The organism is Methylobacterium sp. E-045, from assembly GCF_022829685.1.
Lineage (GTDB): Bacteria > Pseudomonadota > Alphaproteobacteria > Rhizobiales > Beijerinckiaceae > Methylobacterium.
In genome coordinates this window covers 150313-165420 of record NZ_JAKSYE010000054.1, presented here as the reverse complement: position 1 = coordinate 165420, position 15108 = coordinate 150313, and the positions used below count along the sequence as shown (strand labels likewise).

Below are 15108 nucleotides of genomic sequence, written 5' to 3'. Positions count from 1 at the left end.
CTTTAAGCGATGCTTGCTGATCCGGAACCTTCGTCCTGCGGTCACGATTACTGATACGACTCTGCGTCGATCGAGGATCCTGACATGGACAATGAAGTTCTGATCCTAGTACTCGCGCTCGCGACCTTTGCGCTCGTCGCCGGGGTGGCGATGTGGCAGCGCGGCCGCGTTGCCAAACTGAAGAAGGACCCCGAACGCTCGGCCTTCGTCGACAACCACGGGACCGCCCCGCGCCCCAACCGGCCTGGCACCGAGCATTGACCGAGGCCGTCCCGGTCCCGGCAGGGTCCGGGGCGCGGGACCGGTGAGCGCCGTCGCGAAATCCGCTCGGCCTCAGAACGGCAGCAGGATGTCGACGAGCTGCTGGCCGTAGCGGGGCTGCTGCACGTCGGTGATCTGGCCGCGACCGCCATAGGCGATGCGAGCCTGGGCGATCTTCGAGGAATCGACCGTATTGTCGGATTCGATGTCCTCCGGCCGCACCACGCCGGCGACGATGAGTTCCCGCACCTCGAAATTGATGCGGATCTCCTGCTTGCCCTCCACCACGAGGTTCCCGTTGGGCAGGATCTGATTGACGATGGCAGCGATGTTGGTCGTCACCGTCTCGTTGCGCTGGACCGACCCCGAACCGTCGCTCGACGTGGTCGACGTCCCGTTGATGAGCTTGTCCGGACTGATCCCGGCGGCGGCGACGGCGGCGCTGCTCTCCAGGCCGAACGCGTTGGGGAGTCCGAGGCCCTCCGCATTGGAGCGGGAGCGCTTCGTCTCGTTGTTCAGGTTGGCCCTGTCGGTGACGTTCACCTTGATCGTCACGAGGTCGCCGATCTTGGCGGCGCGCTGGTCCTTGAAGAAGGCGCGCGATCCCGTCCGCCACAGGGAGTTGGGGGCATAGGAGACGGGCTGAACGTCCGGCATCGGCAGGCGCACGGGGCGGTAGCCCGGCTGCGAGGTCGGGTCCTCGATGGAGGAGAGCGCCGGCGTGGCGCCGATCTGCGACAGCCGGTCCACCGTGTTGCAGGCGCCCAGGGCCGAGCAGGCCAGCAGGATCGCGGCGAGGGAGAGCGGCGTCTTGATGAGGGGCATGGAACGGACGGTCATGGAAGCCAGCTTCTTGCGTGAGGATCGGGGCGGTGTCAGCGGCCGGCGTCGAACGCCGCACTGGCCTGGCGGCCGATGCTGGCGGAGGCGCTGACCGAGACGCGACCGGGGCCGATCACGGTGGCGGCGAGGATCTTCTTGGAGACGGGATTGGTGACGGTGATGGCCGCTCCCAGCCGTCCGTTCTCGTTGGCCTGTCCGCGCAGGGAGAGGTTGAGGCCGGGGGTGTCGAACACGATGGTCACCGCCTCGCCGCGCTGGACCAGATCCGCCGGAGCGATGTCGCCGGACCGCAGGATGGAGCCGGCGCTCAGGCTGCGCTGGGCGACCTGACCGACGGAGACCACCGACCCGGCCTGGGCATCCGGGGGAGTCGCCTCGCGGGGGCGGCGCTCGACGGTGACGTCGCCGGCGTTCACGGTGTCGCCGCGGTTGAGCGTGCGGGAGACGATCTGGACCTCGCGGATCTCCTGCACCTGCCCGGCCACGCGCAGGGAGGCCTGGCGCTCGCCCAGGGTGATGAGGGCGGCGACCCGCTTCAGGCGGGGATCGTAGGTGACGTCGAGGGCCGCCGCCTGGCCGTCGAGGTCCAGGGGCGCCAGGAGGACGGTGTTCTCGCCGTCGAGGCGGAGGGCGAGGTTGCGCGGGTCGAGGCCGAAGGCCGTCTCGAGCACGCGCTTGATCGCCGCCTCGATCTCGGTGGGGCCGACGCGCCGGGCGGCGCGCTGCACCGAGACTTGGTTGCGGCCGCCGGTCTCGATCTCGCCGAGGCCGAGGGGGGCCGCCGCTTCGGCGATGCGGCGGGCCTGGATCGTCCCCGACGCGCCCAGCGCCGGGGCGCGGAACAGCGGCCGCTTCGCCAGATCCGCCGGCGCGCCTTCCACCAGATCGCCGAGGGTCAGGATGTCGCCGCGCGCGGTGACGTCGCCGCGCAGGCGCAACCGCTGGCCGCCCTCCTCGGCCAGAACCTGAACCGTCATGAAGCCGAGGGCCGAGAGCGCAATGAAGGCGCGCAGGACGATGCCGGGGGTGAGCATGCCGACGCGGCGCGGCTGGGCGGTGTGGATCTGTCTCAGGGCGTACATGGCGCGACGCTTTCGAAGGCGGGCTGAAACGGGGAGGCGAGGACGGAGGAACCCGTCAGGCGCGGAACATCTGCGAGGTCGTCGAGAGCATCTGGTCGGCCGCCGTGACGACCTTCGAATTCATCTCGTAGGCGCGCTGCGCGGCGATCAGCGACGAGATCTCGGTGACGGCGTTGACGTTCGCCTCTTCGAGGTAGCTCTGCTGCAGGTTGCCGAAGCCCTCCGAGCCCGGCAGGCCGTTGATGGCCGGGCCGGAGGCGGCGGTCTCGATGAAGAGGTTGTCGCCGATGGATTCGAGGCCGACCTTGTTGACGAAGCGGGCGAGCTGGAACTGGCCGAGATTCTGCGGCGCGGTCTGTCCCGGCACCGTCGCCTGGATCGAGCCCTGCGCGCTGATGGTGACGGCGGTGGCGTTGTTGGGCACCGTGATGCCCGGGTCCACGAGGTAGCCGTCGCGGGTGACGAGCTGGCCCTGGGCCGAGAGGTCGAACGACCCGTCGCGGCTGTAGGCGGTGCGGCCGTCGGGCAAGGTCACCCGGAACAGGCCCTCGCCGCGGATGGCGACGTCGTATTCCTTCTCCGTCGAGGTGAGCGTGCCCTGCGACATCGTCCGGGCGGTGGAGGTCGTCTTCACGCCCGAGCCGATGGCGAGGCCGGCGGGAAGCTGAGTGTTCTGGTCCGAGGTGGACGAGCCGGCCCGGCGCAGGTTCTGGTAGAGCAGATCCTGGAAATGGGCGGTCTGCCGCTTGTAGCCGGTGGTGCGCAGGTTCGCGATGTTGTTCGAGATGACCTGGACGTTGAGTTCCTGGGCCGCCATGCCGGTGGCGGCTGCGTAGAGGGCGCGCATGGCCTGGATTCCTTACGCGACGTCGGCGAGGCGGCGGATCGCCGTGCCCCGCAATTCGTCCAGGCGCGAGATCACGCCCGAGACCATGGTGTAGGTGCGGTTCACGTCCATCAGCCGGGTCATCTCGATGACCGGCTTGACGTTGGAGCGTTCGAGGGCACCCGATTCGAGGCGGCCGTTCAGGCCGGCGGCCACCGGGGCCGCCGCCGACCCGTAGAGATTGGCGCCCTCGTTGGTGAGGGCCTGCGGGTTGGCGAAGGTCACCATCCGCACGCGACCGCGGATGCCGAGATTGGTGGAGACCGTGCCGTCGGGCCCGATGGACAGGCCGGTTTCCTGCGGATTGATCTGGATCGGGCCGCCCTCGCCCTGCACGGCGTAACCGTCGCTGGTGACGAGGTTGCCCTGGGGGTCGGTCTCGAAGGCTCCGTTGCGGGTGTAGCGGTCGCCGTTCGGGGTTCGGACCACGAGGAAGGCCTCACCGCGCACCGCCACATGGAGCGGGTTGCCGGTCTGCTCGATCGGTCCCTGGGCGAGGTCGAGGGCCGTGCCCTGATCGATGACGTAGGAGACGCGCCGGTCGGTCCGCTGGAACGAGTCGGCGCTCGCCACCGGCATCAGATATTCCTGGAACCGCGAATTCCGGCCCTTGAAGCCCGTGGTGGAGACGTTCGCCATGTTGTTGGCAATCACGTCGAGTTCACGCTGCAGGGCGACCTGACTGGAGACTCCGACAAACAGCGCGTTCTGCATGGATCGAATAAGCCTTGGGCTGCGGCGACGTTAAGGATACCCGCACGGCCCGTGCCAGCCTTGAGCATTCTGAAAAAACAGCAATTTCAATATCTTGTCGAAATGATTGGGCCGGCGTGACGCCCGGCCGCCGCATCCCCGCGGCAAGAACCACCCGGCAGGTTTTGCCGCCTTAACGACACGTTAACCATCACTGCGGATACATCCCTGCACGGGGTCGCGGGGGATCATCGCCGGTCGCACCCTGGGACGAGATTCGAAGGGGGCGACCCATGGCCAAGAAGCCGAAGACGGTGCCCGCCGCCGACGGGGAGGACGCCGCAGGCGAAGCCCCGAAGGGCGGCAAGAAGAAGATCCTCATCATCGGCGCGGCCGTGCTGCTGCTGGCCGGCGGCGGCGGTTTCTTCATGATGAAGAAGAAGGGCGGCGACGATCACGCCGCCGTCGAGGTGAAGAAGCCCCTCGTCTTCCTCGAGGTGCGGGAGATGACGATCAACCTCTCCAACGAGCCCGGCCAGGACAAGCAGCGCACGGCCAAGGTCAAGGTGTCCCTCGAACTGAAGGACGCCAAGGTGGAGGGCGAGGTGAAGCCCCTGATGCCGCGCATCGAGGACACCTTCCAGGTCTACATGCGCGAGCTGCGCCCGAGCGACCTCGCCGGCTCGGCCGGTTTGTACCGGCTCCGCGAGGAACTGCTCCGCCGGGTCAACGTCGCGATCCATCCGGCACGGGCCGAGGCCGTGCTGTTCAAGGACGTGATCGTCCAGTAACCCCCATCGGTGTCGAGACGGTCATGGCAGGTCCCGAGGACGAGATCGAAGAGGACGATTGGGCAGCCGCCCTGATCGCGGAGAACGCCGAGGGCGGCGAGACCTCGCTGGCCGACGAGTGGGGCGCGGCGCTGGCCGAGCAGGGCACGAGCACCCATGCCAGCGACGTCGCCGCCGAATGGGCGACGATGATCGAGGACGGGGAGACCGACAATCTCCCCGAACTCGCCGGCAACGACCGCATCCTCAACCAGGACGAGATCGACGGCGTCCTCGGCTTCAGCCTGCGCGAATTGTCGGCCTCGGGCGCCGGCGGTGTCCGCGCCATCGTCGATTCCGGCGTCGTCCAGTACGAACGCCTGCCGATGCTGGAAATCGTCTTCGACCGGATGATCCGGTTGCTGTCGACCAGTCTGCGCAACTTCTTCCAGGACAATGTCGAGGTCACCCTCGACAACATCACCTCGGTCCGCTTCGGCGACTATCTCAATGCCATTCCGCTGCCGACCCTGCTCGGGGTGTTCCGGGCCGATGCCTGGGAGAATTCCGGCCTCGTCACGGTGGAATCGAACCTCGCCTATTCGACCCTCGACCTGCTGCTGGGCGGCAAGCGCGGCGGCTCCGCGACCCGCCTCGACGGGCGTCCGTTCACGACGATCGAGATGCAGCTGGTGCGGCGCCTCGTGGAGATCATCCTCAGCGACCTCGAACTCTCGTTCCAGCCGCTCTCCCCGGTCCGCTTCGGCATCGACCGGATCGAGACCAACCCGCGCTTCGCCACCATCACCCGGCCAGCCAACGCCGCCATCCTGATCAGCCTCAAGCTCGACATGGACGGCCGCGGCGGCCAGCTCCAGATCCTGTTTCCCTACGCCACCATCGAGCCGATCCGTGAACTGCTCATGCAGAGCTTCATGGGCGAGAAGCTCGGCCGCGACCATACCTGGGAAAGCCACCTCGCCACCGAGATCTGGCAGGCCGACGCCACCATGGAGGCGGTCCTCCACGAGATGATGCTGCCCTTGAAGAAGGTGCTGTCCCTGAAGGTCGGCGACACGCTGATGTTCGACACCAAGCCCACCGATCTCATCAACGTCCGATGCGGCGACTGGGCCCTGACGCAGGGGCGCATCGGCCGGGTGGACGACAACATCTCGGTGCAGCTCACGCGACCGCTGCGGCGGTCGCGCACCACGCTCCAGGCCTTCGAGGCCTCCATGAACAACCGCAACGACGGGTGACCGCGCCATGAGCCTCCTCGTCACCCTCGCCGCCGACGTCCTCGTCGCCGTCCTCCTCGTGGCCAGCATCGTCTCGTCGGTGCGCCTCAGCCGGCGCATCACCCGGATGAAGGCCGACGAGGCGGCCCTGCGCCAGACCATCGGGGATCTCGTGGTGGCGAGCTCCACCGCCGAGCGGGCGATCATCGGCTTGCGCGCCACCCTGGACGAGTGCGACCGGACCCTGGCCGACCGCCTCGGCACGGCCGAGCGCTACGCCGCCGACCTCTCCGCCCATGTCCGGGCCGGCGAGACCGTGATCGCCCGCATCTCCGCCATCGTCTCCCACGCCCAGCCCTCGCGGATGGCCGTGGTGCCCCCCGTCGAGATCCGGCCCTCCGAGATCCGCGCCGCGCCGGTCGAGGGCGGGGACGCGCCGAAGGCCGCGCCGTCGAGCCCCAACGGTGAGCGCCTCGGCGCTGCCGCCGCCGCCGCCCTCGCCATGTCCGAGCGCGCCCTCGGCCGCCTGCGCAGCCGCGCCGCATGACGACGCCCGGCTCCCTCGTCCGCGCGGGGCAGTCCCGCCTGGGAAAGCTCCGCACCGGCCGGTCGGGCGCCGCACAGGCGCGCCCCTACAAGCTGCGGCTGATCGATGCGGTGACGCTGGCGGCCGTGGGCCTCCTGGTGCTCAAGCTCGGCGCGATCGCCGTCGACGATCTCGGGCCGAGCCCGGCCTCGGCTGAAGCGCAGCTGCCGGACTTCGCACGGGTCCTCGCCAACGCCCGGACCAATTACGAGCCGTCCGACCCGCAGACCACCGGCTCCGTGACGCCCAAGGAGCCGGAAAAGCCGGCGGCCGAACCGGAGCCGCCCGCTCCGCGCCCCCCGCCCCCGGCCGAGCCGATGCCGGCTAGCGAGCGCGCCATCCTCGAGAAGCTCTCCGCCCGGCGCGACGCCCTCAAGCAGCGTGACGAGACCCTGAGCCTGCGCGAGCAGATGCTCGGAACCGCCGAGCGCAAGCTCGAGGAGGGCGTCAAGGACCTCAAGCGCAACGAGGAGAAGCCCGACGGGGCCGCCGCGCAGCAGGCCGAGGCCGAGAGGATGGGCCTGAAGAACATCGTCACCATGTACGAGACGATGAAACCGAAGGATGCCGCCCGCGTCTTCGACCGCCTCTCCCTCGACGTGCTGGTGCCCATCGTCCTGGCGATGAACCCGCGCAAGATGGCCGACGTGCTGGCGCTGATGCAGTCGGAACCCGCCGAGAAGCTCACCGTGGCGCTGGCCAACCGCGCGCGCGGCCAGACCCCGACGCAGCAGCCCGTCGTCATGGGCCTCGGCCCCAACGAATTGCCGGCCATCGACCAGGGCGGTCAGGACAAGCGCCGCTGAGGCTGACAGGGAAAGCTCGCGGGCAGGTTCGGCAATGCTGGCCGGGTCGGATTGCCGGTGGGCGACGAATGGCGGTGCCGGCGGGTCCATTGCGCTCGCGGGCCGGGAGGGCTAGGCGGCAGGTCTGATTTCGTTCGAACGCCGGATGCCCGCTCGATGCGTTGGAGACATGTTTTGCCCCTGGTCGGCGTGATGTCGCTTGCCGCGACGATCACCGCCTGGAACGGCGCCTCGGCGCAGGAGGCCGCGCCGGAGCAGGACGCACCCGCCGCCTCCGACGCGCCCACGAAGCCCAAGCCGAAGCCGAGGCCGAAGCCCGCGCCGAAAGCCCCCGCGCCAGCGCCTGCCGCCGCTGCGCCCGCCGCCGCGTCTGCCCCGGCCAAGGCGGCCTGGCCGGAAGGCGCCAGCGCCCTGAGCGAGAGCTATGGCGACTGGAGCATCAATTGCTCCCGCGAGAACCAGGTCTCGATCTGCTCCGTGGTGCAGGCCCAGGGGTCGAAGCGCGAGAACCGCCGCGAATTCGCCATCGAGCTGAAGCCGCCCGCGAACGATCGCACCGACGGACTGATCCTGATGCCGTTCGGCTTCCAGATCGATGCGGGGTTGAGCTTCAAGATCGACGATGCGGTCCTCGGCAAGGGCGCCCCCTATTACACCTGCAGTTCGGAAGGCTGCCTCGTTCCGGTGAGCCTGCCGACGCTGGCCACCGACACGATGAAGACCGCCAAGAACCTGCTCATCCTCGCCCCGAAGCAGGACGCCACCGAACCCACGACGATCACCGTGCCCCTCAACGGTTTCGGTGCCGCCCTCGCGAGGGCCAGCGCACTCTCGCACTGACGGCAAACAGTCGGGCGATGGGACACACAGGTAGGAACACGCCACGCATGAAGCAGATCTTGATCGCCTCGCTCCTGATGGGAAGCCTGACGCTCCCGCTCGCCGCCCAGCCCGCGCCGGATGCGCCCCCGCCGCCGGACACCAAGGAGGAGCGGCAGAAGAACACCGCTGCCAAGCTCGCCGGGCTGCTCCAGTTCGTCTCGGCGTCCTGCCCCGAGTCGAAGCCGAACTACGAGACGTTTAAGACCGTGGTGCGGGGCCTCGGCATCGAGCCGGATGCCCTCGCGGGCGGCGAGCTGATCCTGCGGGTGAAGGCCTATGCCGACGTCTACGGCAAGGACGTGCCGGCCAATTGCGCCAAGGCCGTCGCCAATTTCGGTGAGAGCGGCACGATCATTCCGGGACTCGTCGTCAAGCAGTGAGACCGTGCCGTATCGCCCCGGCGAGGGGCTTTACGGCATCCCGAGGCGGACCATGTGCGGTTGCTTGCAAGTGTTGGCGTATCTCTGGCGTGTATTCGATTGCCGAATCGGCACGGATCATCGTTGAAAACACGCATATCAAAGATTCGATGAACGAAGTAATGGACAATTCATAGATCCCTGACAGAATTGGGGCGGGCAGAATGTGCCCTCACGGGAAGCAGCGGAATGCCTACGATCGACGTCACTCTTGGCGCTGATTTCAACGCGAATGATGCCACGGTGGTGTTTCCGCCGTTCGAATTCAACGACCACCCGACCGAGGACCTTCTGATCTTCGTCGATGAAGACTTGGGCGGCTACGTCCTCGAGGGTAGCAGCGGAACAAGCGCCCGACTCTATTTCGGCGGTGGATCCACGCTCGTCGATGCCACGCCGGCGACGGGCGGGTATTTCTTCGATTTCTCCGACCGCACCGGGACGGTGACGATCCTCGGCGGTGATTTCGCCGACGTCATCACCGGCGGGTCGGGCGTGAACACGCTGACCGGCGGGGCTGGGAACGACATCCTGACGGGCGGCGTGGCCAACGACGTCCTGGAAGGTGGCGCCGGGGCCGACGTCCTCACCGGGGGCGGGGGAACCGACACCGCCTCTTATGCGGGATCGTCCGACGGGGTCACGGTCAATCTCTTCACCGGCATCAACACCGGCGGCGACGCCGAAGGCGACACACTGAGCGGGATCTCGCGGATCATCGGCAGTGCTCATGAAGACGTCCTCACTGGGGTTGATGCGGCCAACACGCTGATCGGGGGCAGCGTCTACGATTCTCTCTTCGGCATGGGCGGTAACGACCGCCTCGTCGTGTCAGCGACCCCCATGATCGTTGACGGGGGCACCGGCACCGACATCATGATCGTCACCGGTCCGTCCCTCTTCACGGACGAGCTCTTCAAAAATGTCGAAAGGACCTACGTGCGGAACAACGCCTCGGCTGATTTCACGCCGATGACAACAGGCCAGACCGTCGTGTCGCAGAGCACGGCGGGCAACACGGCGGTCATCATTGGTTCTGAGGCCGCCGACCGGATCTATGGCGGACGTGGATTCGACATCCTCATCGGGGGTGCCGGCAACGACAAGATGTTCGCGGGAACGGGCGGAGACACCTTCACCTACCAGAAGCATTACTTGACCGAGCTGCCTGTGGATTTTGGCCGGGACAACATCTACCGGTTCGACGTCACCCACGACCGGTTCGATGTCGGTGACATCGTTGACAGCTTCGATGAGGTGAACATCAGGTCCGTCCACAAGGGACAGGACACCGAGATCACCTTCGCCACGAGCACCAACCCGGCCACCAAGATCATCCTGCACGACGTCCTGTCGACCACCCTCACGGCGGACAACTTCCTGATCTAGGAGTGCCTCCCGAAACCTGCGACCCGTCAGGCGCGATCGGCCGCTCACCCGATCGCACCAGATCCCGTCACCGCCCCGAGGACCGGCACGCGTCAGCGTTTCGGTGTCGCGGTGATGGACGCGTCCGGGCAGTTCGGCAGGATCGCCTTGCCCACCGTGTTGTTCGGATCGCAGGCCGGGACGGCGGGGGCGCCGCCATTCTCGGCCCGTTCGGTGCGAAGCGCGTCGAAATTCCAGACGCCGACCCAGATCACCGCGAGGATCGCGACGAGTCCCAGCAGCACCAGGGGCATGAGGCGGCGCATCAGCGGGGCGCCGTCTGCTGGACGGGCGCGGTATGCGCCGTGTCGCCGTGGCGGACGAAGGCGAACAGGATCCCGACCGCGAGGATCGCGACGACGGCGATGAGGACGGGGAAGTAGCGGTGCATGGGTCTTCCTGGTTGAGGGTAGCGCTATAACGACGGACACCGTGGAGACGGTTCAGTCCGGCGGACTAGAAAAGTGCCACGAGGGCGACGCCCGCGATCATCAGCAGGCCGCCGGCGATACGCCACAGGGTCGCCGGGTGGCGCTCGAACCCGACCCAGCCGAAATGATCGAGCAGGATGGAGGTGGCGACGCCCGCCGTCACGAGCATTCCGAGGAACGGGGCCGCCCCGATCTGGCGGGCCACCATGAGCTGCGTCACGACGATGCCGCCCCCGAGCACGCCACCGAACCAGGCCCACCACGGGACGTCCAGGACCTGGGCGGCGGACGGCAGGGTCAGCTTGCCCGAGGCGAGGCCCGCGAGGGTGATGAAGGTGGCCGTCCCCGCAGCGACGACGAGGCCGGCGCTCAGGGATCCGCCGAGGCTCTTGGCCAGAGCGCCGTTCTGTCCCGCCTGTACGGCATTCGCGATGCCCGCGAGAAGAACGGCGCCGTACAGATACCACATGGGTGTCCGGCTCCGTCGATGAACTCTTTCATCTAGGGCGGCCCTGGCCGGGCGGGGTGCGACATCTGTGCGATGTCCGCGATTCGGGGATGATGTCGGCGGGGTCGCCCGTTTACCCCATACCCTCCGCCCCGAGGGGGATTGTCTGACTTCGCCCCGTCCGGTTCGCGCCGGACGGGGTTTTTACTGTCGCGGTCGTCGTCGTCCGGGAATGGATATTTCGGGTCGTTCTGGCGTTGGTTCACCGGATCGACAGGAGAATTCATGAAGACCTTGGCCCTCACCTTGTGCGCGCTCGCCGTATCGTCCCTTGCCCTGGCGCAGATGACGACCTCCGCCGATGCGCGGCCGCGCCATTCCAAGCGCGGTCTTGGAACGTCCAGCCTGTCGAATAACACCGGCGGCGGGAGCGGTCGCGACAGTTCGGCGGCGGGCGGCAATTCCAGCCAGCCCTCACGCCGGTCCGGGAGCGGGAGCGCCGGTGGCGGCAGCGGCGGAAACGGCGGCCTGTAGGCCGCAACCGCCCCTTTTCGCCCGCCGGCCGACATCGCACCGCCTCGCCGGGGCGGTGGACATGTCCGATTTCCCATGTGGCAAATGTGGGATATCACATGGTACGGTGAGGTCTTCCTCCCAAGGAAGGTCCTTCTGAACACTCCCCCGCCCGGTGAAAGCCGGCGCGGGTTTTTTTCGTTCGGTCATCGGCGGAAGGCCGTCTCCTCGGGGATTCTCTCATGGGCACGCAGTTTCGAGACATCGCAGCGGGCGGGCGTTAGGCGGGCGTTAGCCTCGAAGGTGGAGAGTCCGCGGTGATGTAGCGTGTCGCGGAGCTCGGATTCGGGTTCTTCGCGCAATCCGGTGTGGCGTGACCTGCGATGGGAATGGGGGCCGAAATCGCGAGACGTCGGCGCCGCCTCGTGGCGGGCTTCGTCGCGACCTCGGTCATGGGCGGCGCGCTGATCTCCGGCGGCGAGGCGGAGGCGGCACGCCTCCTCGCCCTGAAGGCCAACCAGATCGGGCGCTATGCCCGGATCGCCATGACCTTCGATTCGGCAATTCCCGTGAAGGCCAGGATCTCGGGCCTCGTCCTCCTTGTCAATTTCGGTGAGCCCAGCACCTCCGCGCCGGAGAAGATCGCGGGCGAGATCCCCGATTTCGTCACCATGGTTCGCCGCGACCCGGACGGGACCGGCCTGCGCATCGCCCTGCAGAAGCCGTATCGCCTCAACGTCCAGACGGCGGGTGAACACGTCTTCGTGGATCTGCTGCCCGAGGACTGGTCCGGGCTTCCCCCGCCGCTGCCCCCCGAGATCGTGGCCGAACTCGTTCGCCGGGCTCAGATCGCGGAAGCCGCCATGCGCGCGGCGAGGCCGGTCGTCGAACCGAAGCGCCTGCCCCTTGAACTGTCGCGTCTTCCCACCCTCACCCGCCTCAGCCTTCGGCTCGCACCGGACACGGTCGCACGGTTCGACGAGGCCGGATTGGCCACGCGGCTGACGATTCCCGGCGCCTGGCGCATCGACGACCTCGCCCCCCGCGGGCGGACCAAACCCGCCATCGAGGCCTTGTCCGTCGAGAACGACGGTGACGGCGCCCGCCTGCTGGTGACGCCCGCCGCCGGCTACGAGATCCGCACCGGACGGGACGAGGACGGCGTGACGCTGGACGTCCTCCGCAAGGCCGCCCCCCCGGAGGCCAAAGCTTCGGACGGCAAGGCATCGGTGGCGGAGGTCAAGGTCGCCGCCGGAGACGCATCCTCGAAACTCGTGACGGCGCCGGTGAGCGCCGCCCCGGCGAAACCGTCCGGGATCCCTGCGCCCACGGTGCCGCAGAAGACCGTCGTCCTGCGCCCGGCCGGCCCCGGCCTCGCCTTTCCGTTCCAACGCCAGCCTTCGGCGGCCCTGTTCGAGCGGGCCGGCATCGCCACCCTGGTGTTCGAGACGCCCGAGACGGTCACCGTCCCCCCCGGAGACCCGGTCTTCGATCTCGTCAGCCAACCCCGGCGGCAGGGTGCCTTCGTCGCCTTGAGCTTCAGGGTTCCCCGCGAGCGGCTGCTCGATCTCGTCCCGATCGGCGATGCCGATGCGCCCACCGGCTGGGAACTCGTCGCCGGCGAGAACCTGTCGGCCAGCGAAACGCTCGCGGCGATCCGCAACACGGAGGCCAGCGGGCGCATCGGCATCGGTATCCGCCTGCCCCACCCCGGCGGGGCGACCTGGATCGAGCGGGGCGGCGAGCGGATCGGCGTCGTCACCGGCTATGGGCCCAAGCCCGCCGGCATCCCCAAGCGGCAGGCCTTCGTGGATTTCGAGCTGCTCCCCAGCCGCCAGGGCGTGGCCGTCCTGGCGAAGGCCGACGATCTCCTGGTGAGGCCGGACATGGACGGCGTCGTCATCGCCCGCGAGGGCGGCATGGCCGTCTCCGGGGTCGCGCGCCCGGCCGAACCGGCCCTCACCGCCGTGAGCGATCTCGCCATCGAACGCCAACCCTGGGACGCGGCGCGGAGCGGCAATATCGGCGAGAACCTGCGCCAGGGGCTGGACGCGGTGGTCGACGCGCCGAGGCCGGCACGAGGACCGCTCCGGCTCGCCCTGGCCCGGAGCATGCTCGCCAACGGCCTCGGCGTGGAAGCCCTCGGCGTGCTTCAGGTGGCGGCCGCCGAAGATCCGGTGATGGCCGGGCAGCGGGAACTCGCGATCCTCACCGCGGTGGCGAACGCGCAGATGGCCCGCGACGCCGATGCGCGGAAGGCCCTCGACACCGAATACCTGCGGGCCGACCCCGAGGCACGGCTGTGGAAAGGCTATCTCGACGCCAAGGCGGGGCGCTGGGCGAGCGCCGATACGGCGTTCCGGGACACGGCCGGCATCATCGAGCGCTATCCCGACGACCTGCAGAGCCTGCTTCGCTCGGCCGCCGCGGAGGCCGCCATCGAGACCGGCGACTGGGCCACCGCAAGCCAGCAGATCACCACCGCGGCGGCGCGCGCGGCCGACCGTTCGGTCGCCGACCGCCTCGCCTTCCTGCGGGCGCGGATCGACGAGGTGACGGGCCAGACGAGCGCGGCTCTCGACACCTATCGGCGGTTGTCCGACAATGCGGACCGGCCGACCGCCGCCGTGGCGACCCTGCGCGGCACGATCCTCGCCCATGCCCTCGGAAAGATACCGGTGGCCGAGGCCATCGAACGGCTCGAAACCCTCCTCCTCACCTGGCATGGCGACGAGATCGAGCAGAAGACGATCGCCGGCCTCGCCAAGCTGAACATGGAGGCCGGGCGCTGGCGCCAGGCCTTCGCCGCCTCGCGCAAGGCGGATGCCCTGGCGCCCGGATCGCCGATCAGCCGCGAGCTCCACGACAGCGCCCAGGACCTGTTCGACGACATCTTCCTCACCGAGAAGGGGGCGCGGATGTCCGGCGTGGAGGCGCTGGCACTGTATTTCGATTTCAAGGACTTCGCCCCGATCGGCCGCCGCGGCGACGAGATCGTGCGCCGCCTCGCCGATAAGCTGGTGGAACTCGACCTGCTCGATTCGGCGGGGGAGCTGCTCCAGCATCAGGTCGATCACCGGCTCTCCGGACCGGCCCGGGCCAGCGTCGCCGCGCGGCTGGCGACGATCCGAATGATGGACGAGAAGCCCCTCCAGGCGCTCCAGGTCATCGACGCCACCTACCAGCCCGAACTGCCCGAGGAGCTGCGCCGCGCCCGTGCGCTCATCCGGGCGCGGGCCCTGTCCGACCTGTCGCGCACCGATCTGGCCCTGGAGACCATCGAGGCGGAGACCGGCGCCGATGCGGAGCGGCTGCGCGCGGACATCCTCTGGAGCGCCCGCCGCTGGCGCGAGGCGGGCGAGGCACATGAGGCCCTGGTCGGCGAGGCCTGGCGCATGCGCAAACCCCTCGACGACACCATGCGCTCCGACATCGTCCGCTCGGCCATCGCCTACGGCCTGGCGAACGAATCCCTCGGGTTGGAGCGCCTGAGGGCGAAGTTCGCCGAACCCATGGCCGAGAGCATCGACGCCCGCACCTTCGCCCTGCTCACCCAGCCGAACGCGGTGCGGAGCCAGGCCTTCCGCGAGGTCGCGCAGCGGGCCACCAAGGCGGAGACGCTCCAGGCCTTCCTGAAGGAGTATCGCAAGCGCTACCCGGAGATGTCGGTGCCGCAACCGGCCAAGGCCGAGGGCGCGCCGGTCGAAGGGGCGCCGGTCGAAGGAGCGCAGGCCGAGGCGAAGGCGGGCGAGCCCCCGCCCTCACCCAAGGGCTGAGGCGCGCCGTCCCGTCCTGAGCCGGTCCCTCCCGAAATCCGGA

General features: G+C 68.6%; 17 protein-coding genes. 10 read left to right on the top strand and 7 right to left on the bottom strand.

Annotated elements, in window-relative coordinates; all coding sequences use genetic code 11:
- Positions 1-84: 84 nt before the first annotated feature.
- A complete protein-coding gene (locus MKK51_RS06630) occupies positions 85-261 on the top strand; it encodes a hypothetical protein (protein WP_243975813.1) in 177 nt (58 codons plus the stop codon).
- Positions 262-333: 72 nt separating this feature from the next.
- Here the strand turns inward: MKK51_RS06630 and flgH are convergent, their stop codons facing one another.
- Genes flgH through flgF form a run of 4 tightly spaced genes read right to left on the bottom strand, consistent with a single transcriptional unit; the run spans position 334 to position 3786 of the window.
- Positions 334-1086, bottom strand: a complete 753-nt coding sequence (gene flgH, locus MKK51_RS06625) for a flagellar basal body L-ring protein FlgH (RefSeq protein ID WP_243975946.1) — start codon at positions 1084-1086, stop codon at positions 334-336.
- 50 nt (positions 1087-1136) lie between these two features.
- Positions 1137-2186, bottom strand: a complete 1050-nt coding sequence (gene flgA, locus MKK51_RS06620; protein ID WP_243975812.1) for a flagellar basal body P-ring formation chaperone FlgA — start codon at positions 2184-2186, stop codon at positions 1137-1139.
- A 55-nt stretch (positions 2187-2241) separates the two neighbouring features.
- Positions 2242-3033 (bottom strand): flagellar basal-body rod protein FlgG, encoded by a 792-nt coding sequence (gene flgG / locus MKK51_RS06615; protein WP_243975811.1) that lies wholly within the window; start codon positions 3031-3033, stop codon positions 2242-2244.
- Between the two features lie 12 nt (positions 3034-3045).
- Entirely contained in the window at positions 3046-3786 is a 741-nt protein-coding gene (gene flgF, locus MKK51_RS06610) for a flagellar basal-body rod protein FlgF (RefSeq protein ID WP_243975809.1), read from the bottom strand.
- A 272-nt stretch (positions 3787-4058) separates the two neighbouring features.
- Here flgF and fliL point away from each other — a divergent pair, with 272 nt between their 5' ends.
- From fliL to MKK51_RS27155, 7 genes are all read left to right on the top strand, one after another.
- The gene (gene fliL / locus MKK51_RS06605; RefSeq protein ID WP_243975807.1) at positions 4059-4556 is read left to right on the top strand and encodes a flagellar basal body-associated protein FliL; all 498 of its coding nucleotides are present in this window, start codon (positions 4059-4061) and stop codon (positions 4554-4556) included.
- Positions 4557-4579: 23 nt separating this feature from the next.
- Positions 4580-5797: a flagellar motor switch protein FliM gene (gene fliM / locus MKK51_RS06600; protein WP_243975805.1), complete on the top strand. Its 1218-nt coding sequence runs from the start codon at positions 4580-4582 to the stop codon at positions 5795-5797.
- A 7-nt stretch (positions 5798-5804) separates the two neighbouring features.
- On the top strand, positions 5805-6323 hold the full coding sequence (locus MKK51_RS06595; RefSeq protein ID WP_243975803.1) for a DUF6468 domain-containing protein: 519 nt from the start codon (positions 5805-5807) through the stop codon (positions 6321-6323).
- Complete coding sequence (locus MKK51_RS06590) at positions 6320-7168, top strand: MotE family protein (RefSeq protein ID WP_243975801.1); 849 nt, start codon at positions 6320-6322, stop codon at positions 7166-7168. Before MKK51_RS06595 ends, MKK51_RS06590 begins: the two co-directional genes overlap by 4 nt.
- A gap of 156 nt (positions 7169-7324) precedes the next feature.
- The gene (locus MKK51_RS06585; RefSeq protein WP_243975799.1) at positions 7325-8008 is read left to right on the top strand and encodes an invasion associated locus B family protein; all 684 of its coding nucleotides are present in this window, start codon (positions 7325-7327) and stop codon (positions 8006-8008) included.
- A 47-nt stretch (positions 8009-8055) separates the two neighbouring features.
- Positions 8056-8430, top strand: coding sequence for a hypothetical protein (locus tag MKK51_RS06580; protein WP_243975798.1), 375 nt, complete (start codon positions 8056-8058; stop codon positions 8428-8430).
- A 228-nt stretch (positions 8431-8658) separates the two neighbouring features.
- Positions 8659-9858 carry a calcium-binding protein gene (locus MKK51_RS27155; protein ID WP_279601005.1) on the top strand — a complete coding sequence of 400 codons (1200 nt, stop codon included), beginning with the start codon at positions 8659-8661 and terminating at the stop codon, positions 9856-9858.
- Positions 9859-9950: 92 nt separating this feature from the next.
- Here MKK51_RS27155 and MKK51_RS06570 read toward each other — a convergent pair whose 3' ends face one another.
- From MKK51_RS06570 to MKK51_RS06565, 3 genes are all read right to left on the bottom strand, one after another.
- Complete coding sequence (locus MKK51_RS06570) at positions 9951-10163, bottom strand: hypothetical protein (protein WP_243975796.1); 213 nt, start codon at positions 10161-10163, stop codon at positions 9951-9953.
- Positions 10163-10288 carry a hypothetical protein gene (locus tag MKK51_RS27150; RefSeq protein ID WP_279601004.1) on the bottom strand — a complete coding sequence of 42 codons (126 nt, stop codon included), beginning with the start codon at positions 10286-10288 and terminating at the stop codon, positions 10163-10165. Before MKK51_RS27150 ends, MKK51_RS06570 begins: the two co-directional genes overlap by 1 nt.
- Positions 10289-10353: 65 nt before the next feature.
- Positions 10354-10797, bottom strand: coding sequence for a DMT family transporter (locus tag MKK51_RS06565; protein WP_243975795.1), 444 nt, complete (start codon positions 10795-10797; stop codon positions 10354-10356).
- 264 nt (positions 10798-11061) lie between these two features.
- Between MKK51_RS06565 and MKK51_RS06560 the strand changes: the two genes are divergently transcribed.
- Together MKK51_RS06560 and MKK51_RS06555 are read left to right on the top strand one after the other, a co-directional pair.
- Complete coding sequence (locus MKK51_RS06560) at positions 11062-11310, top strand: hypothetical protein (protein ID WP_243975794.1); 249 nt, start codon at positions 11062-11064, stop codon at positions 11308-11310.
- 368 nt (positions 11311-11678) lie between these two features.
- Positions 11679-15065, top strand: a complete 3387-nt coding sequence (locus tag MKK51_RS06555; RefSeq protein WP_243975793.1) for a hypothetical protein — start codon at positions 11679-11681, stop codon at positions 15063-15065.
- The last annotated feature ends 43 nt before the right edge of the window (positions 15066-15108 follow it).